This window comes from Streptomyces koelreuteriae (genome assembly GCF_018604545.1).
Lineage (GTDB): Bacteria > Actinomycetota > Actinomycetes > Streptomycetales > Streptomycetaceae > Streptomyces > Streptomyces koelreuteriae.
In genome coordinates, this window is sequence record NZ_CP075896.1 from 37,394 (window position 1) to 54,654 (window position 17,261).

14 protein-coding genes are annotated in these 17,261 nt (G+C 70.8%); 5 read left to right on the top strand and 9 right to left on the bottom strand.

Annotated features, from left to right (window positions below; all coding sequences use genetic code 11):
- Window positions 1-60 precede the first annotated feature (60 nt).
- Entirely contained in the window at window positions 61-1,779 is a 1,719-nt protein-coding gene (locus tag KJK29_RS00160) for a VanW family protein (protein ID WP_215116529.1), read from the top strand.
- Window positions 1,780-1,896: 117 nt separating this feature from the next.
- On the top strand, window positions 1,897-3,294 hold the full coding sequence (locus KJK29_RS00165; RefSeq protein WP_215116530.1) for a Tat pathway signal sequence domain protein: 1,398 nt from the start codon (window positions 1,897-1,899) through the stop codon (window positions 3,292-3,294).
- A gap of 45 nt (window positions 3,295-3,339) precedes the next feature.
- Here the strand turns inward: KJK29_RS00165 and KJK29_RS00170 are convergent, their stop codons facing one another.
- The 8 genes from KJK29_RS00170 to KJK29_RS00200 all read right to left on the bottom strand — a co-directional run bounded on the left by KJK29_RS00170 (window position 3,340) and on the right by KJK29_RS00200 (window position 9,731).
- Window positions 3,340-4,113 (bottom strand): carbonic anhydrase, encoded by a 774-nt coding sequence (locus tag KJK29_RS00170; protein WP_215116531.1) that lies wholly within the window; start codon window positions 4,111-4,113, stop codon window positions 3,340-3,342.
- A 165-nt stretch (window positions 4,114-4,278) separates the two neighbouring features.
- Window positions 4,279-6,498, bottom strand: coding sequence for a catalase/peroxidase HPI (gene katG, locus KJK29_RS00175; protein ID WP_215116532.1), 2,220 nt, complete (start codon window positions 6,496-6,498; stop codon window positions 4,279-4,281).
- Window positions 6,499-6,549: 51 nt separating this feature from the next.
- The gene (locus tag KJK29_RS00180; protein ID WP_215116533.1) at window positions 6,550-6,987 is read right to left on the bottom strand and encodes a Fur family transcriptional regulator; all 438 of its coding nucleotides are present in this window, start codon (window positions 6,985-6,987) and stop codon (window positions 6,550-6,552) included.
- A gap of 151 nt (window positions 6,988-7,138) precedes the next feature.
- A complete protein-coding gene (locus KJK29_RS38655) occupies window positions 7,139-7,432 on the bottom strand; it encodes a hypothetical protein (protein WP_251057649.1) in 294 nt (97 codons plus the stop codon).
- Window positions 7,429-8,073 carry an HpcH/HpaI aldolase/citrate lyase family protein gene (locus KJK29_RS00185; RefSeq protein ID WP_251057650.1) on the bottom strand — a complete coding sequence of 215 codons (645 nt, stop codon included), beginning with the start codon at window positions 8,071-8,073 and terminating at the stop codon, window positions 7,429-7,431. Before KJK29_RS00185 ends, KJK29_RS38655 begins: the two co-directional genes overlap by 4 nt.
- Entirely contained in the window at window positions 8,063-8,686 is a 624-nt protein-coding gene (locus KJK29_RS00190; protein WP_251057651.1) for a CoA transferase, read from the bottom strand. Before KJK29_RS00190 ends, KJK29_RS00185 begins: the two co-directional genes overlap by 11 nt.
- Window positions 8,683-8,841: a hypothetical protein gene (locus KJK29_RS00195; RefSeq protein ID WP_215116534.1), complete on the bottom strand. Its 159-nt coding sequence runs from the start codon at window positions 8,839-8,841 to the stop codon at window positions 8,683-8,685. The genes KJK29_RS00190 and KJK29_RS00195 overlap by 4 nt, the downstream gene beginning before the upstream one ends.
- A gap of 20 nt (window positions 8,842-8,861) precedes the next feature.
- Window positions 8,862-9,731 (bottom strand): hypothetical protein, encoded by an 870-nt coding sequence (locus KJK29_RS00200; RefSeq protein WP_215116535.1) that lies wholly within the window; start codon window positions 9,729-9,731, stop codon window positions 8,862-8,864.
- A gap of 146 nt (window positions 9,732-9,877) precedes the next feature.
- On the opposite strand from KJK29_RS00200, the gene KJK29_RS00205 reads away from it, so the two are divergent.
- Complete coding sequence (locus KJK29_RS00205) at window positions 9,878-11,323, top strand: glyceraldehyde-3-phosphate dehydrogenase (RefSeq protein WP_215116536.1); 1,446 nt, start codon at window positions 9,878-9,880, stop codon at window positions 11,321-11,323.
- Between the two features lie 65 nt (window positions 11,324-11,388).
- Here the strand turns inward: KJK29_RS00205 and KJK29_RS00210 are convergent, their stop codons facing one another.
- A complete protein-coding gene (locus KJK29_RS00210) occupies window positions 11,389-14,550 on the bottom strand; it encodes an RICIN domain-containing protein (RefSeq protein ID WP_215116537.1) in 3,162 nt (1,053 codons plus the stop codon).
- 217 nt (window positions 14,551-14,767) lie between these two features.
- On the opposite strand from KJK29_RS00210, the gene KJK29_RS00215 reads away from it, so the two are divergent.
- Both KJK29_RS00215 and KJK29_RS00220 read left to right on the top strand, forming a co-directional pair.
- On the top strand, window positions 14,768-16,309 hold the full coding sequence (locus KJK29_RS00215) for an ABC transporter substrate-binding protein (RefSeq protein ID WP_215116538.1): 1,542 nt from the start codon (window positions 14,768-14,770) through the stop codon (window positions 16,307-16,309).
- Window positions 16,310-16,322: 13 nt separating this feature from the next.
- Complete coding sequence (locus KJK29_RS00220) at window positions 16,323-17,249, top strand: ABC transporter permease (RefSeq protein WP_215116539.1); 927 nt, start codon at window positions 16,323-16,325, stop codon at window positions 17,247-17,249.
- The last annotated feature ends 12 nt before the right edge of the window (window positions 17,250-17,261 follow it).

Consider the following 17,261-nt stretch of genomic DNA (forward strand, 5'->3'; position numbering starts at 1 on the left):
GTTTGCCCGCAGCAATGTCGCGTCATCGGGTGCACCCTCGTATCGATCTTCAGGAGACCCATGCGCCCCCGCATATCCTCCGTTCCGCGCATCACGTCCCTGCCGCCCTTCGCCCTGGCCGGAGGCGCGCTGGCCGTGGGGGTGGGCGGTATGTATCTCACCGGGCTGATGCTCACGGGCGGGGAGATCGACACCGGCACGACGGTGCGCGGGGTGGAGATCGGAGGGCTGAGCCGTGCCGAGGCGGTGCGCAAGCTGGAGCGGCGGCTGGGCGCGGACGGTTCGCGGGAGCTGCCCGTGCGGGTCGGGGAACGCACGGGCTCGGTCGATCCGCGGGGCGCCGGGCTATCCTTCGACGTCCGGGAGACCGTCGAGAAGGCGGCACGCACCGGTGCCGATCCGGTCAGCGTGTTCGGCGGCCTCTTCCGCTCGGGCGGCGTGATCGAGCCGGTCGTACGTCTCGACGAGGTCAAGGCCCGGGCGGCCCTCGGGCGGCTGGCGAAGGGGCTCGACCAGAAGGTCCGTGACGGTGCCGTCTCCTTCGACGGCGGGCGGGTCCAGGAGGTCGCGCCGCGCACGGGGTACGCGCTGGACGTGAACGCCGCGGTCGCTCCCCTGCGCACCTCCTTCCTGCGCGGGGACACGGGCGCGGTCACGTCGCTGCCCGCCCGTGAGACCCGGCCGAAGGTCACGGCCGACGAGGTGCGGCGGGCGGTGCGTACGTTCGCGGAGCCGGCCGTGTCGGCGCCCGTCACGCTCACCGCGGCCGGCCGGCGGTTCACGGTCGGCCAGGACGTGCTCGGCGAGCATCTGTCGCTGCGGCCGGACGGCGACGGCACGCTGAGACCGGAGCTCGACGCCAAGGGGCTGCGCACCGACCCCGCCGTGGCCGGCCCGCTGGACGAGGTCACCACCACCGCCGAGAACGCCAGGCTGGGGGCGGCCGGCGACGAGGTCGTGGTCGAAGAGGACGCCAGGGTCGGCCGGGAGGTGACCGACAAGGCGCTGGGCAAGGCGGTGCTGCCGCTGCTCACGCGATCGGGCGCCGACCGCGACGGCGAGGTGGCCGTACGCGAGACCCAGCCGGAGGTGACCCGGGAGAACGCCCCGGAGCTGGGGCTGACGGAGAAGATGTCCTCCTTCACCGTCCACTTCGAACCGGCCGAGTACCGCACGAAGAACATCGGCCGGGCGGTGGAACTCATCAACGGCTCCGTCGTCAGGCCCGACGAGACGTGGAGCTTCAACCGGACCGTCGGCGAGCGCACCGAGGCGAACGGCTTCGTCGAGGGCATCATCATCCTCGACGACAAGTTCACGAAGGCGTCCGGCGGCGGCGTCTCGGCCGTGGCGACGACGATGTACAACGCGCTGTTCTTCGCCGGGGTCAAGCCCGTGGAGCACGGCGCGCACTCCTTCTACATCGAGCGCTACCCGGAGGGCCGCGAGGCCACGGTCGCCTGGGGCAGCCTGGACCTGCGCTTCACCAACGACTCCGGCAAGGCGATCTACATCCAGGCCGAGTCCACGGACACGTCCGTGACCGTCTCCTTCCTCGGCACCCGCCCGTACGACGAGATCAAGTCGGTCAAGGGGCCGCGCACCGAGGTGAAGAAGCCGTCGAAGAAGAAGAGCAAGGACAAGGAGTGCGTACCGCAGACGCCCCTCGAAGGGTTCGACGTCACCGTGGAACGCGTCTTCTACAACGACGGCCGGGAAGTGAAGCGCGAGCCGTACCGCACGCACTACACCCCGCGTGACGAGATCGTGTGCGAGTGATCCACCCGCCGTTCCTCTCCGCTGGGAACTCTCCTTTCCCGCCGGGGCGTTGACCCCTCCCCGAGGCGTCAGCAGAATGAGCGCGCAGTGTGCTGAGAGCGCTCTCAAGGGAGATCCATGACTGGCAGACAAGGCCCGGCGTTCAGCCGGCGTTCGCTCATCGGTGCCGGACTCGGCATCAGTGCCATGGGGCTTGCCGCGGCCGGCTCCGGGCAGGCCATGGCGGCCGGTTCGGCCACGGGCCGCGCGGGATCGGCCCCGGCTCGGGGACGGGCCTTCCTCGCCGCGGCCATGGACGCCTATCCCGACCACGGAAGCATCCGCCTGACCCAGAGCTACACCGACCAGGCCGGCCTGTTCAGCACCGCGTTCACCTACGACAACGCCCTGGCGGTCCTGGCCCACCTCGCGGCCCGCACCGCGGGCGGTCTCAGCAGGGCCACGGCGTTGGGTGACGCCCTGCTCTACGCCCAGTCCCACGACCCGGCCTACGACGACGGCAGGCTGCGGCAGGCCTACAACGTCGGGCCGTACACCTTCTACGACGGATCGCGGCAGCCGGACGGCTTCGTACGGGCGGACGGCACCGCCAACGTCGGTACGCAGTTCGGCTTCACGGGCACGGCCGTGGGCGACATGGCCTGGGCGGGGATCGCGCTGAGCGCCCTGGCGCGCCGTACCAAGGCGCGCCGCTTCCTCGCCGGTGCCGTACGCATCGGCGAGTGGATCGAGCGCACCGGCCGGACCGACGAGCCGCTCGGCGGCTACAAGTTCGGGGTGGACGGGGCGAACCAGAAGCTGCCGTTCACCTCCACCGAGCACAACACGGACCTGGTGTGTCTCTTCGGCCGGCTCGCCCGGCTCACCGGGGACCGGGTGTGGGCGGCACGGCGCGGGCGGGCCGAGGCGTTCGTGCGGAGGATGTGGGAGCCGTCCGGGGGCTTCTTCTACACCGGCACGAACGACGGGGTGACCGTCAACAAGTCCCCGATTCCCGAGGACACCCAGACCTGGACCCATCTCGCGCTCGGCTCCCGTGGCCGTGGCTACTCGCGTTCGCTGGACTGGGCCGCGGCCGAGCTGGCCGTCCTGGATCACGCCGGGCGCAGGAACAGCACGGTGCCCGCGGGGCAGTCGTACGAGGGGGTCACCTTCAGCTCGGCGAGCCTCGTGGCGAACGAGGACGCGCCGATCGCCGAGGGCCAGCCCAGGCCCGACCGCAACGGGGTGTGGTTCGAGGGGACGGCTCATCTCGCGCTCGCCCTGCGGGACCGGCGCGACCGTGGGGACGAGGCCCGCGCCCGGCGGCTGCTCTCCTCGATCGAGCAGGCCCAGGACCTGCTGGGCGGCGGTCAGACCGTCGGTGGCAAGGCCCTCCCCGAGCGGGCCGGAGTCGTATCCGCGAGCAGTCCGCTGGACACCGGGTTCGGCTTCGGCTACTACCCGTACCGGCACACGGGGGCGACCGCCTGGTACCTGATGGCCGCGGCGCGCTTCAATCCGCTTCAAGCCTGACGGGCCGCCCGGTCCGCCGACGCGTGCGGCGGACCGGGCGGCTTCTCAACGGACGTGGTGAACGGTCTGGTCGGTCAGTTCGTAGCGGGCGCCCACGATCGCCAGCTTGCCGCTGGTGATCTTGGCGGCGAGGTCGGGCTCCGCTGCCAGCTTGGAGCGTACGAGCCTGACGTTGGCGTCTACGGTCGCGTCGACGCGGGCGTCGCCTTCCTTGCTGTGGTCTATGGCCGGGCTTATCCGGTCGGCCAGGTACTGGATGTGCGCGGGCAGACGGGTCCCGGACTGCTCGGCCTCGACGGCGGCACGCACCGCACCGCACGACTGGTGCCCGAGCACGACGACCAGGGGTATGCCGAGTTCCAGAACGCCGTAGGCGACGCTGCCGAGCACGGCCTCGTCCAGGACCTCGCCGGCGGTGCGGACGGTCATCAGGTCGCCCAGTCCCTGGTCGAAGACCAGCTCCGGGGGGACACGGGAGTCGATGCAGCCGAGCACGACCGCGAAGGGGTGCTGGGCGGTGGCCAACGTCCGCCGGATCTCGGGGGTTTCGTGCGGGTGGCGTTCGCGGTAGGCGCGCCAGCGGCGGTTGCCCGCGGCCAGCTCCTTGAGGGCCTCGGCCGGGGTGCCGGGCCGTGCGCCTCGGGTGGGGGCGGCGGTGGCCGGCCGGGCGGCGGCGAGGCCCGCGCCGAGGGCCGCGGCCCCGGTCAGCGCGGTGCGCAGGAGAGTGCGGCGGACGGTGCCACCGGTGTTCGGCCGTGGACCGGCGAAGGGGTGCGGTTCACGGCCGGCGCCTCTGTGGGCAGCGGAATCTGTGTTCACGACCAGAACGTATGCCCGGATGTGCGCCCGGCCGCGTTCCTTGCCGTTTCATGGTGAGAGTTGGGTAAGTGATGTTCTTACCTTGAACGGTTTTTGACGGTCCCTCAGGGAGAACGAGGGACGCCCCCGGGTGGACCCGGGGGCGTCCTGTTCAGGCGGGGTTGATCAGATCAGGTCGAACCGGTCCAGGTTCATGACCTTGACCCACGCGGCGACGAAGTCGTTCACGAACTTCTCCTTCGCGTCGTCGCTCGCGTAGACCTCGGCGAGCGCGCGCAGCTCGGAGTTCGAGCCGAAGACCAGGTCGGCGCGGGTGCCGGACCACTTGACCTCGCCGGTGGCGGCGTCGCGGCCCTCGAAGGTCGTCTGGTCCTCGGACGTCGACTTCCACGTGGTGCCCAGGTCGAGCAGGTTGACGAAGAAGTCGTTGGTCAGCGAACCGGGCGTCTTGGTGAAGGCGCCGAGCGGGGACTGCTGGTAGTTGGCGCCGAGGACACGCAGGCCGCCGACCAGGGCGGTCGTCTCGGGGGCGCTCAGGGTGAGCAGGTTCGCCCGGTCGAGCAGGAGGAACTCGGCCGGCAGGCGGTTGCCCTTGCCGTGGTAGTTGCGGAACCCGTCGGCGGTCGGCTCGAGCGCCTCGAAGGACTCGGCGTCGGTGTGCTCCTCCGTCGCGTCCACGCGGCCCGCGGTGAAGGGAACCTGCACCTGGAAGCCGGCTTCCTTGGCGGCCTTCTCGACGGCGGCGGAGCCACCGAGGACGATCAGGTCGGCCAGGGAGACCTTCTTCGCACCGGAGTTGAACTCCTCCTGGACGCCTTCCAGGACGCGCAGGACCTGGGCGAGCTCGTCGGGCTCGTTGACCTCCCAGCCGCGCTGCGGCTGCAGGCGGATGCGGGCGCCGTTGGCGCCGCCGCGCTTGTCGCTGCCGCGGAAGGTGGACGCCGAGGCCCAGGCGGTGGACACCAGCTGCGAGACGGAAAGGCCCGACTCGAGGAGCTTGGTCTTGAGGGTCTCGATGTCCCCGGCGCCGATGGTCTCGCCCTCGGCCTCGGGCAGCGGGTCCTGCCAGATCAGCGTCTCCGCCGGGACCTCCGGGCCGAGGTACAGGGACTTCGGGCCCATGTCACGGTGGGTCAGCTTGAACCAGGCGCGGGCGAAGGCGTCCGCGAACTCCTGCGGGTTCTCGTAGAACCGGCGGGAGATGGGCTCGTAGATCGGGTCGAAGCGCAGCGACAGGTCGGTCGTGAGCATCTTCGGGCGGTGCTTCTTCGACGAGTCGTGCGCGTCCGGGACGATCTCCGGGGCGTCCTTGGCGACCCACTGGTTGGCGCCGGCCGGGCTCTGCTCCAGCTCGTACTCGAACTCGAAGAGGTTCTTGAAGAAGCCGTTGCTCCACTGGGTCGGCGTGGTGGTCCAGGTGACCTCCAGGCCGGAGGTGATGGCGTCGCCGCCCTTGCCCGTGCCGTAGGTGCTGCGCCAGCCGAGGCCCTGCTCCTCCATGGAGGCGGCCTCGGGGTCGGCGCCGACGTTGTCGGCGGGGCCGGCTCCATGGGTCTTGCCGAAGGTGTGGCCACCGGCGATGAGGGCGACGGTCTCCTCGTCGTTCATCGCCATGCGGGCGAACGTCTCACGGATGTCGCGGGCCGCGGCGATCGGGTCCGGGTTGCCGTTCGGGCCCTCCGGGTTGACGTAGATGAGGCCCATCTGGACCGCGCCGAGGGGGTTCTCCAGCTCGCGGTCGCCGGTGTAGCGCTTGTCGTCGAGCCAGGTGGTCTCGGGGCCCCAGTAGACGTCCTCCTCGGCCTCCCAGACGTCGGCGCGGCCGCCGGCGAAGCCGAAGGTCTCGAAGCCCATCTGCTCCAGGGCGACGTTGCCGGTGAGGATCAGGAGGTCGGCCCAGGAGATGGACTGGCCGTACTTCTTCTTGACCGGCCACAGCAGACGGCGGGCCTTGTCGAGGTTGCCGTTGTCCGGCCAGCTGTTGAGCGGGGCGAAGCGCTGCTGTCCGGCGCCGGCGCCGCCGCGGCCGTCGCTGATGCGGTAGGTGCCCGCGCTGTGCCAGGCCATACGGATCATCAGCGGGCCGTAGTTGCCGAAGTCGGCGGGCCACCAGTCCTGCGAGGTGGTCAGCACCTCGGCGATGTCCTGTTTGACGGCGTCGAGGTCGAGGTTCTTGAAGGCCTCGGCGTAATCGAAGTCCCCACCGAGCGGGTTGGCCACCTCGGGGTTCTTGGCGAGGATCTTCAGGTTGAGACGCTCGGGCCACCACTGGCGGTTGCCACCGCCCTGGGTCGGGTGCAGCGCGCGGCCGTGCGCGACCGGGCAGCCGCCTCCCGTCTCCTCCGACTTGGAGTCGGTGACGATCGCGTCGTGGTTCTCAGTCATGGAAATCCTTCCGGACGGGGTGGATCACGGTGCTCGGGTGGATCACATTGCTCAGGAACTGCGTGCGGTGGAACAGGCGGGGCACAGGCCCCAGTAGATGACCTCGGCCTCGTCGACGGCGAAGCCGCGGTCGTCTGAGGCGGTCAGGCAGGGGGCGTGGCCGACCGCGCAGTCGACGTCGGCGACGGCCCCGCACGAGCGGCAGACGAGGTGGTGGTGGTTGTCACCGACCCGTCCCTCGTAGAGGGCCGGGCTGTTCGGCGGGTCGAGGCGGCGTATGAGGCCTGCCGCGGTGAGTGCGTGGAGCCCCTCGTACACGGCTTGGACGGAGATGTGGCCGACGCGGCCGCGGACCTCGGAGGCGATCACCTCGGCCCCGAGGTGGTCACCGTCCCGCACGGTCTCCAGCAGCGCGACGCGGGCGGCCGTCACCCGCAGGCCGGCACCGCGGAGCTCTTCGGCGGTGGTCGGGTTCCGGGATGCGGTCATGCCGGACAACCTAACGCCACAAACACGACTGGTTCAAGAAAACGAACGGTTCAATTTAGGTGTCGTGTTCGTGAGGCCTTGCGCGGCGGCCCCCGTACGGCTTTGTGAGCTCCGTCACAGCGATTGTGCCCTGGTCCGGCGTCGGCCGCTGTCAGGCGTGTCCGTGGCGTGTCAGCACCGCTCGGGCCGTTGCCGCCATGGCCTCGTCGACCATCTGGCCCTCGAAGGTGAGCGCGCCCGTGCCGGCGCTCTGGGCCGACTCCACGGCGGCGACCAGGCGGGCAGAGCGGTCGAGCTCTTCGGGAGTGGGGGCGAAGACCTCGTTGATCACGAGGACGTGGGTCGGGTGGATGGCCATCATTCCGTCGTAACCGAGCGCGCGGTTCTGCTCCGCGAAGGCGCGCAGGCCCGTGAGGTCGGCGATGTGCGTCCACAGTCCGGTCACGGGTACGGCGCTCCGGCGGCGCGGACGTCGAGGAGGACGCGGGAGCGCAGCGCCTGTGTCTCGATGCCCTCGGGGCTCCAGCGGTAGCCGACGGCGCGCTCCACGTCGCCGCCTGGTGCGGTCAGCGCACCGGCGTGTGCGACCCGGGGGGCCACGGCGGCGATGTCGTAGGCGTCGTGAAGCGCGCGGGCCGACTCCAGCAGGGGGACGAGGGTCGCGCACCAGGTGATCAGGCGGTCGGCGAGGCGTACGTCGGCGGCGGTGTGCACTTTCGGCAGGACGATCCCAGCCGTTCCGGGGCGTACGACGGCACGCAGTTCCTCGGCGGCGGTCCAGTCGTCGAGCGGGTTGATCCGGACGAACAGGGGCATGGCACCGGCCGGTTCCGCGGCGGCCTCCGCCAGGGCTTCTGCGACCCGGGCACGGGCGAGCGGTTTGTCGGGCGTGGGGACCGCGTCCTCCAGGTCGAGGATGACGGCGTCGGCACCGGTGGCGCGGGCTTTGGGGAGCCAGTCGGTGCGGTGGCCTGGGATGAAGAGGAGGGAGCGCAGGGGGGCAGCGGCACGCAGGGGTGCCGTGGCGCTCAGGGATGCCGTGGTGCAGGCCTCGCCGCTCAGGGGTGTTCCGGGCTCAGACGGCATCGTTCTTCTCCAGGTCCGCGAGTTCCTCGTCGCTCAGTCCGAGCCAGTCCCGGTACACGAGGTCGTTGTCCTGGCCGAGTGCGGGGCCGGTGCGCCAGACGCGGCCGGGGCGTTTCCGGAAGTGCGGGATGACCGCCTGCATGCGCACCTCGCCCAGGTCGGGGTCGTCGACGGTGACGATGTCGTCGCGCTCGGCGTAGACGGGGTCGGCGGCGATGTCGGCCGCGTCGAACACCCGGGAGGCCACGACCTCGGCGCGGGCGAACGCCTCCAGGCACTCGGCCTCCGTGCGCTCCGCCACCCAGGTCCGGAGCCCGTCGTCCAGCTCCCCGCGGCGGGCGTGCTGTTGCTCCGACGTGGCGAACTCCTCCTCCGGCAGGCCCAGCAGCCGGGCCACGTTGCGTACCGAGCGCAGGGTCGCGGACGTGACCGTGATCCACTGCTCGTCGCGGGAGCGGTAGGTGTTGATCACGGCGGCGGGGGCGACGGCCAGCTGGTTGCCGGAGCGCTGCGGCACCGTGCCGAGCTGGTCGTGGACGATGACCTGCCACTCGACGAGGCGGAAGAGGAGTTCGAAGAGGGCGAGGTCGATCCACTCGCCGTCGATGGTCACGCCTCGCCGAGACGGCGCACGGCTTCGGCACCGACCCGGCCGAGGTCGCCCGGGCCGCCATTCTCGGCCGGCGTCCAGCTCGGCGAGCACCAGCGCTTCATCTTCCGCTGGGCCTTCGCCACCACGCTCGTGATGACCGCCGGCGCCCTCCTCACCGTCTCCCTCTGACGGAGGCTCAGGCGTTCGTGGAGGTCAGGCGTTCGAGCTTGGCGGCGGCCGTCGCGGCCTTGCGATCGGCTTCGCGGACGCGGCGGTCGGCCGTGCGCGCCCGTTCCCTGGCCGACCGCTGGGCGAAGCGGGCCTGCTCGTGCTCGCCCCTGGCGCGTTCCAGTTCCTCGGTGAGTTCGCCGACTCGCCGCTGCAGGCGGTCCACCTGCGCTGTCGCCTCGTCCGCGGCCCGGCCGGCGGCCGCCGCCTCGTCCCGCATCGCCCGCAGTTCCCGCTCGGCGGTCTCGGCGTCCCGCCGGGCCTCGGCCAGCCGCCGCTCCCCGTCCGCCTTGCGGTCCGGGCGGGAAGGGGCGACTGGGCGACGCCGGGCCCCGGCGTCCTGCGTGACAGCCCGCTCCCCCACGGCCGGAAAACCGACGGTGGCACTGAGCCGCTTGACCAGCCGGCCGCTCGCCCAGGCCTGGGCGGCCTCGGGATCGGCCAGAACGGCGTGCAGGGTGTTCTCGACCTCGCGCAGCACGCCCTCGCCGACCGGGTGACCGGCCTCCACGGCGAGCTGCCGGGCCTGGGCGGACAGGGCGCGGACGATCGCGTGCTGCTGCCGGCTCAGCTCGCGCAGCTGGGGGCCGTCCAGGTCGTGGTGGGCCTGCCGCAGCCCCTCCCCAAGCCGGAGCAGGGGCTCGACCTCGCCGGGGAGGCCACGGACCAGGAGATTGCCGACCCAGGCCGCGAGGCTGGGCTTGCGCAAGGCGCCGATCCGCTCGGCGAGGTCCCGGTCACCGGCGGTACGGGCGGCGGCGACGGCGGAGGCACGGGCCGCGGTGAACTCCTCCGGCCGCAGGGCGTACAGCTCGTCGGCCACGGCGTCGTACTCCATGAGCGTCCCTTTCGCCCGGCAGCTCCGTTTCGATCGTCTCAGGGCGCGCTGTCCGGGGCTCGCGGAAGGCTCCGGAGGTACCCCGTTCATGATCGGGAAATCGACGGTTTAACATATGAGCGCCGCCTAGCTCGAAAGATGGATCTGTGACTGTCAACGACGACTCGTTCACCAACTGGAAGAACCGCGAGGAGATCGCGGAGTCGATGATCCCGATCATCGGGAAGCTGCACCGGGAGCAGGACGTGACCGTCCTGCTGCACAGCCGCTCCCTGGTGAACAAGTCGGTGGTCAGCATCCTCAAGACCCACCGGTTCGCCCGCCAGATCGCGGGTGCGGAGCTCTCCGTCACGGAGACGCTGCCCTTCCTCAAGACCCTGGCCGAGCTCGACCTCGGGCCGTCGCAGATCGACATCGGCATGCTGGCCGCGACGTACCGCGAGGACGACCGCGGTCTGTCGATCGCGGAGTTCACCGCCGAGGCCGTCGCGGGTGCCACCGGGGCCAACAAGATCGAGCGCCGCGAGGGGCGTGACGTCGTCCTCTACGGGTTCGGCCGCATCGGCCGGCTCGTGGCCCGGCTGCTCATCGAGAAGTCCGGCTCGGGCAACGGTCTGCGCCTGCGGGCCATCGTGGTACGCGGTGGAGGCGACCAGGACATCGTGAAGCGCGCCTCGCTGCTGCGCCGCGACTCGATCCACGGTCAGTTCCAGGGCACGATCACCGTCGACGAGGCGAACAGCACGATCATCGCCAACGGCAACGAGATCAAGGTCATCTACGCGAACGACCCGTCCGAGGTCGACTACACGGCGTACGGCATCAAGGACGCCATCCTCATCGACAACACCGGCAAGTGGCGCGACCGCGAGGGCCTGTCGCAGCACCTGCGCCCGGGCATCGACAAGGTCGTGCTGACCGCGCCCGGCAAGGGCGACGTCCCGAACATCGTGCACGGCGTCAACCACGACACGATCAAGCCGGACGAGCAGATCCTGTCCTGCGCGTCGTGCACCACGAACGCGCTGGTGCCGCCGCTGAAGGCGATGGACGACGAGTTCGGGGTCCAGCGGGGCCACGTGGAGACCGTCCACTCGTTCACCAACGACCAGAACCTGCTGGACAACTACCACAAGTCCGAGCGCCGGGGCCGCTCCGCGCCGCTCAACATGGTCATCACCGAGACCGGTGCCGCCTCCGCCGTCTCCAAGGCGCTGCCCGAGCTGAAGGCGAAGATCACCGGCAGCTCCATCCGGGTGCCGGTGCCGGATGTCTCCATCGCGATCCTCAATCTGCAGCTCGCGCGGGAGACCACCCGCCAGGAAGTGCTCGACTACCTCCGTGAGGTCTCCCTGACCTCGCCGCTGAAGCGCCAGATCGACTTCATCAGCGCCCCGGACGCGGTCTCCAGCGACTTCATCGGCTCGCGCCACGCCTCGATCGTCGACGCCGGCGCCACCAAGGTCGAGGGCGACAACGCGATCCTCTACCTCTGGTACGACAACGAGTTCGGCTACTCGTGCCAGGTCATCCGCGTCGTGCAGCACGTGTCCGGCGTGGAGTACCCGACGTACCCGGCTCCGGCGGTCTGATCCCCGGTCTGCAGGGTTCTTCGACGCGGGGCGTGCCAGGACGGCGCGCCCCGCGTCGTCGTGCGTCAGGAGCGGGTCAGCTCGATCCGGTACTGCCGGGTCCGCGAGCCGTCCTCGCTGCTCACGGTCACGACGGCTGCTCGTGATGTCTCCTTGCGGACGGTCACGGCCGCGTACGGGTCGCGGGACGTCGCGGTGATCCTCACCCGGTCCGGGCGGTCGGAGCTCACGCGGTAGCTCGCCCGGTCCGGGTCGAAGCCGTCGACCGGCACGCCGTCGACCTCGATCGAGGCAGCGGCGGCGTCGGCGGAGGTCCCCGGCGCCTTGGCGCGCAGCTCGATCTCCCCGAGGGTGATGTAGCCGCCCGGGCGTGCCGTCATGGCCACGCGCACCCCGGTCACCGGGCCGGTGGCGCGCACCGGGACGTCGGCCACCGGCGTGCCCTCGGTGCCCACGGCGACCTCGTCGCTCGCGTCGGCCCAGGTGCCGTCGGCCCCGCGTACCTGCACCTTGAGGGACTGCGCGAAGCTGAGGTTGGCGCCGTCGCGGTGGAAGTGGGTGACGACCCGGGTCAGATCACGCGCCTCGGGCAGGGTGAAGGTGATGGTGTCGGAGGGGTTCTTCGTGCCTGATCTCCAGTTCGACCAGGCCTTCTCGGAGGTGTTCCCGTTGCGCAGGCCCTCGGCGGAGTAGCCGCTCTCGGTGTAGGTCGCGCCGACCGTCACGCCTTCGTCGAGCGCGGTGTTCGTCTCCCGGGGTGGGGTGACCTGGACACGTACGGTCGCGGCTGCCGTCGTTCCGCCGGGGACCCGGGCGGTGCCGTGCAGGGTGACCACCCCGGCGTCGTCGAAGGCGCCGTCGGGGGCGTGGTCCCAGGTGACGGGGAGGTCGGCGGTTCCGCCGTGGCGTCCGACGCCGGTGACCGTGGTGGGCAGGTCGGGGCGTCCGCCGGTGTGGGTCTTGGCGCGGGCCGGGAGCGTCGAGGCGATGGTGTCCACGGTGACGACCGCTTCGGCCCGGACGGACCGGCCGAGCGCGTCGGTGGCCCGGCCCTTGACTCGGACGGTTCCTGGCTTGCCCCACCGCGACTCGGAGGGCAGCGTCCACCGCACGGGCAGCGCTCCCCGGGCACCGTCCCGGTAGACGGGTGTCACGGTCTCGGGCAGCTCGGGTGTGCGGCCCGGGACGGTGAACGCCTTGGCCTGCTCTGTCCGGAGCACGGTCTCGTCGGTGACGGCCCAGCGCTGGTTGGCGTTGGAGGTGGGCAGGTAGGCCGAGACACGGGCGCCGTCCGCGGTCGACTGGCCGACGACGTCGAGCAGCCGGCCCGTGGCGGCGTTGACGAAGGTCCAGGTGCCGTCCCCGGTGGTCGACATGATCCACTGCGCGGCCGGGGTGTCGCTCTCCTCCAGTACCGCCTCGTTGTCGCGCACGGCGAGTCGCGTGCCGGTGGCGGCGTTGACGAGGGCGTAGCGCTCCCGGTTGCTGTCGCCCCTGGTCAGCCGCTTCACGGACCAGAGTTGGGATGGGGCGGCCGGGTCGGCCGTACGGACGACGACTCCGCTTTCGTCGGCGGACGGGGCCAGGGACTTGCCGCTCTGGGCTCCCTGGAGGCGGTAGGTGTGGCCGGGCTGGACGAGTGCGGCGTCCTTGTCGGTGCCCGAGACACCGTCGACGAGGAAGCTCGTGACCGACTTCGCGGGGACGGTCAGCGTGGCGGAGTCGTCCTTCACCTTCACCGGGGTGCCGCGAACCAGGGCGCCGTCGGCGCTGGTCACCACGGGGGTCACCTTGGCGCCGAGTGCGACACGCCCGAAGCGTGAGAGGTCCAGAGTCACGGAGCGGGGGGCGGTTCCGCTGTTCACGTGCACCACGGTCGCTCCGCGCCCCGACTTGCGTACGGCGGCGACGCTGGAGGGGTCGTCGGCCTTCACGAAGTGGTCGCCGGGGCGGATGTGGTGGGTGAAGTTGCGCAGGGTGTGGAACTTGGTGTTGGCCCGGATCGGGCAGCTCTCCAGCGTGTCCTTGGCTGTGCAGTTGAACGGGATGTGGATGCTGCCCCAGTTCTTGCCGGCCTGTGCCTGGGGGATGGAGTCCTCCACGGGCTGCCACAACACCCAGGCGGACGGCTCCAGTTCACGGATGTCCTCGACGACCCGGGTGGCGATGCCGAGCCCCGGTTCCATGCCGGTGAAGTCGGTGCCGGTCCCCCAGGTGCCTTCGACCTCGCTCATCCAGAAGGGCCGGTCGGCGGCCTTGGCGCTGTCGCGGGCGCTGGTGCGCATGCCGGTGCCGTAGGTGTGCACGTTGAGCTGGTCGACGGCGGCCCGGGCGGAACTGTCGTAGGCGTTCCAGTTGCGGACGAAGATGCTCGGGTTGGTCTCGTCCATGGCGGAGACCGTGGCGCGGGTCTTGGCCTTGTCGAGGGCGCGGCGTACGGCCAGTACGACCTTCTGCTGGAGTTCCGGGCCGGCGTGGGCGCCCTCCTGGCGGCCGCCGGTGGGCTGTCCGTCGGGGCCGATCTGGGTGCCCCAGTAGTTGGTGTTGGGTTCGTTGAGCGGGGCGAGGGTGTCGAACTCGATGCGGTGCTTCTTCTCCAGTTGCTCCGTCACCTTGACCAGGTAGGCGGCGAAGTCGTCGACGCGGTCCGGCCGTATCTGGTCGGTGTTGGCGTCGAAGCCTCCCGAGACATAGCCGCTGACGGTCTGGAACCAGGGCGGCGAATTGCTGAAGGCCTCCCACTTGGTCACCTTGTTCTTGACCCGGTCCACCCACCAGCGCTGCCCCGGGTCGGCGGACCAGTCCCAGTGCTCGGGGTCGTCAGGGTTCCACCAGTCGGTGTCCTCCCGGGTGGTGCCCGCCGGGGCCTTCCAGAAGCCGTCCATCGTCGCGCCGACCTTCATGTAGTCCTTGCGGACGTCGGGCGCGTTGCCGCCGCCGATGTTGTAGCGCGCGATGTTGAGGCGGAGGCCGTCCTCGCCGAACAGCATGTCGGCGAGCTTCTGGCGGATGGGCTCCGGGTAGCGGCCCGTGATGTTGGCGAACCAGACGAGGCTCGTCCCCCATCCTTCGAACTCCTGCTGTCGGTAGGACGGGTCGATCCGTACCGTGACCGCGCTGCCGGGCGGTTCGGCGGCAGCGGCGGGAGGTGCCGCCAAGAGCCCCGCGCCGAACACCAAGGGGACGGTGAACGCCAAGGCCGGGGCGAGGCGTTGTCTGCTGGACATGGATTCCCTTCGGGAGCGAACAGAACCGCGCAGAACCAATCGAGTTTCCCGAATGTTTTAGGACGGTAATCAACACGTCAAGAGGGAGGGCGAGTTGGGAACCGACGCACACCCCTTGACGCGTTCCGCCTCGCCGCCCCAATAATGACCATCCATACGCCGTCCACATATCTAAACGACGTTCTCTGTTGTGCACGCGAGCGAGCACGGAGGCGCAGTGACCGGTTTACGCACCACCCGCAGTCGTCCGATCGTCGCCTCTCTCGCCGCCCTGCTCGCCGTCTCCGGCTGTTCGGTGGCCGGTGCCGACCCCATCGGCGGCGGTCCGGGCACCCTGCGCATCGTTCTGCCCGAGGAACCGCCGACCCTCGAACCCTGTGACGCCTCCCTGACCGCGACGGGCCGGGTCACCCGGTCCAACATCACGGAGGCACTCACCGAGCGCGAACCGTCCACCGGACGCCTGGAGCCCGCCCTCGCCACCAAGTGGACCCGGAATTCCGCCACTTCATGGACGTTCACCCTCCGCAGGGGCGTCACCTTCCACGACGGGAAGCCCTTCACGGCGGCCGCGGCCGCGTTCTCCGTCAAGCGCGCCACGGACTCGAAGATCGACTGCAACGTCGACGGCTACATCTTCGCGGACAGCGAGCTGACCGCCACCCCCGTCGACGACACCACGCTCCGGGTCACCACGGCGAAGCCGGACCCGATCCTGCCGCTGCGCCTGTCCTTCGTCGAGATCGTGCCGACGAGCACCGACCCCGACTCCCGGGTGCGGGAGCCGGTCGGCACGGGGCCCTACCGGATCGACGACTGGAACCAGGGCCGTCACCTGCGGCTCAAACGCTTCCCCGGCTACTGGGGCAAGGCCCCCGAGTTCGCGGCAGCCACCTACGTCTGGCGCGCCGAGGGCAGTGTGCGCGCGGCGATGGTGACGAACAACGAGGCGGACGTCGCGATCGGGCTCGCCCCCGAGGACGGGGCCGGTGACCGCGCGGTCGAGTTCGCCACCAACGAGGTGTCGTACCTGCGCATGGACGCCACGAAGCCGCCTCTGGACGACATCCGGATTCGACAGGCCGTCAACTACGCGATCGACCGTGAGGGCCTGGTCACCGCCGTCTTCGCGGGCCGGCCGACCGGGCAGCTCGTGTCGAAGGGCGTCACCGGCTACAACCCGGGCATCAAGCCATGGCCGTACGACCCGGACCGGGCCCGACGACTCGTCGCCGAGGCCCGGGCCGACGGAGTCCGCACCGGCACCACCCTCACCCTCATCGGCCGCAACGGCATCTACCCGAAGGCCGCCGAGGCGATGGAGGTGGTCCAGGACGGGCTGATCAAGGCCGGGCTGAAGGTCAGGATCAAGATGCTCGACGTCAACGCCTGGCTGGAGTACCTGCTGCGCCCCTTCCCCGCCGGCGACACCGGCCCCACCCTGCTCCAGGCCCAGCACGGCAACCAGGCGGGCGACGCCGCCTTCACGATGGGGCAGATCTACGGCAGTGAGGGCGCCCAGAGCAGCTACGGCACCGACGCGCTCGACACGCTCATCGAGGAGGCGCAGCTCGCCTCGGGCGGGAAACGGCAGAAGGCGTTCGCGGACGCGTTCAGTCATCAGAACGACGAGGTCGTCCGGGACGCCGTCATGGCCAACATGACCGGACTGCTGGCCCTCTCCCCCAAGGTCCGCTACCGGCCCGACTCGGCCACCAACGACGAGATGCGGCTCGCCGACATGCGCCGCGCGGACTGAGGGAGGACCTCACGTGCTGACCTTGCTGCGCCGCCGCGCGGTCTCCAGTGTCGTCCCGCTGCTCGTGGTGGTCCTCGGAGTCTTCTTCCTGGCCCGCCTCACCGGGGACCCCGCCAACCTGTATCTGCCGCTGAGCGCGACGCCCGAGATGCGGGCCGAGTTCGCCGCCCGCAACGGCCTGGACGACCCGCTGATCACCCAGTTCGGCGATTATCTAGCCCAGGTCGCCCACCTCGACTTCGGCGAGTCGCTGCGCACCGCCCAGCCGGCGGGCGAGGCCGTCCTGCGGGCCTTCCCCGCGACACTCCAACTGGCCGGCTGGACGATGCTGCTCGCCATCGTGGGCGCTGTGGTCATCGGCGCTCTGGCGGCCTACCGCCCGAACTCGGCGACCGACCGCATCGCGAGCTTCCTCTCCTCCACGGCCGCCAGCGTGCCCGACTTCTGGATCGCCATCATGGGCGTGCTGGTCTTCGCGGTCACCCTGGGCTGGCTGCCCACCTCCGGCACCAGCGGTGCGGCGGCGTGGGTGCTGCCCGTGGCCACGCTCTTCATCCGCCCGTTCGGCGTGCTGGTCCAGGTGGTGCGCGGCGCCATGGTCTCGGCACTGTCCGCCCCGTATGTGAAGGTGGCGCGCGGCAAGGGGGCCTCCGAACTCCGGGTGGTCTTCGGACACGCCCTGCGCAACGCCGCCGCACCGGCCCTGACCGTCGCGGGCGATCTGGCCGTGGGGCTGGTCAACGGGGCGGTCGTCGTCGAGACGATCTTCGGCTGGCCCGGCATCGGCAAGCTCATGATCGACTCGGTGCTGCAGCGTGACTTCGCGGTGCTTCAGGCGGCCGTACTCCTGACCGCTCTGGCGATCTTCGCCCTCAACATCCTGGTCGATCTCTGCCACGCGCTCCTCGACCCGCGGGTACGGCAGCGGGCGGCGGCATGAGCCAAGGACGGG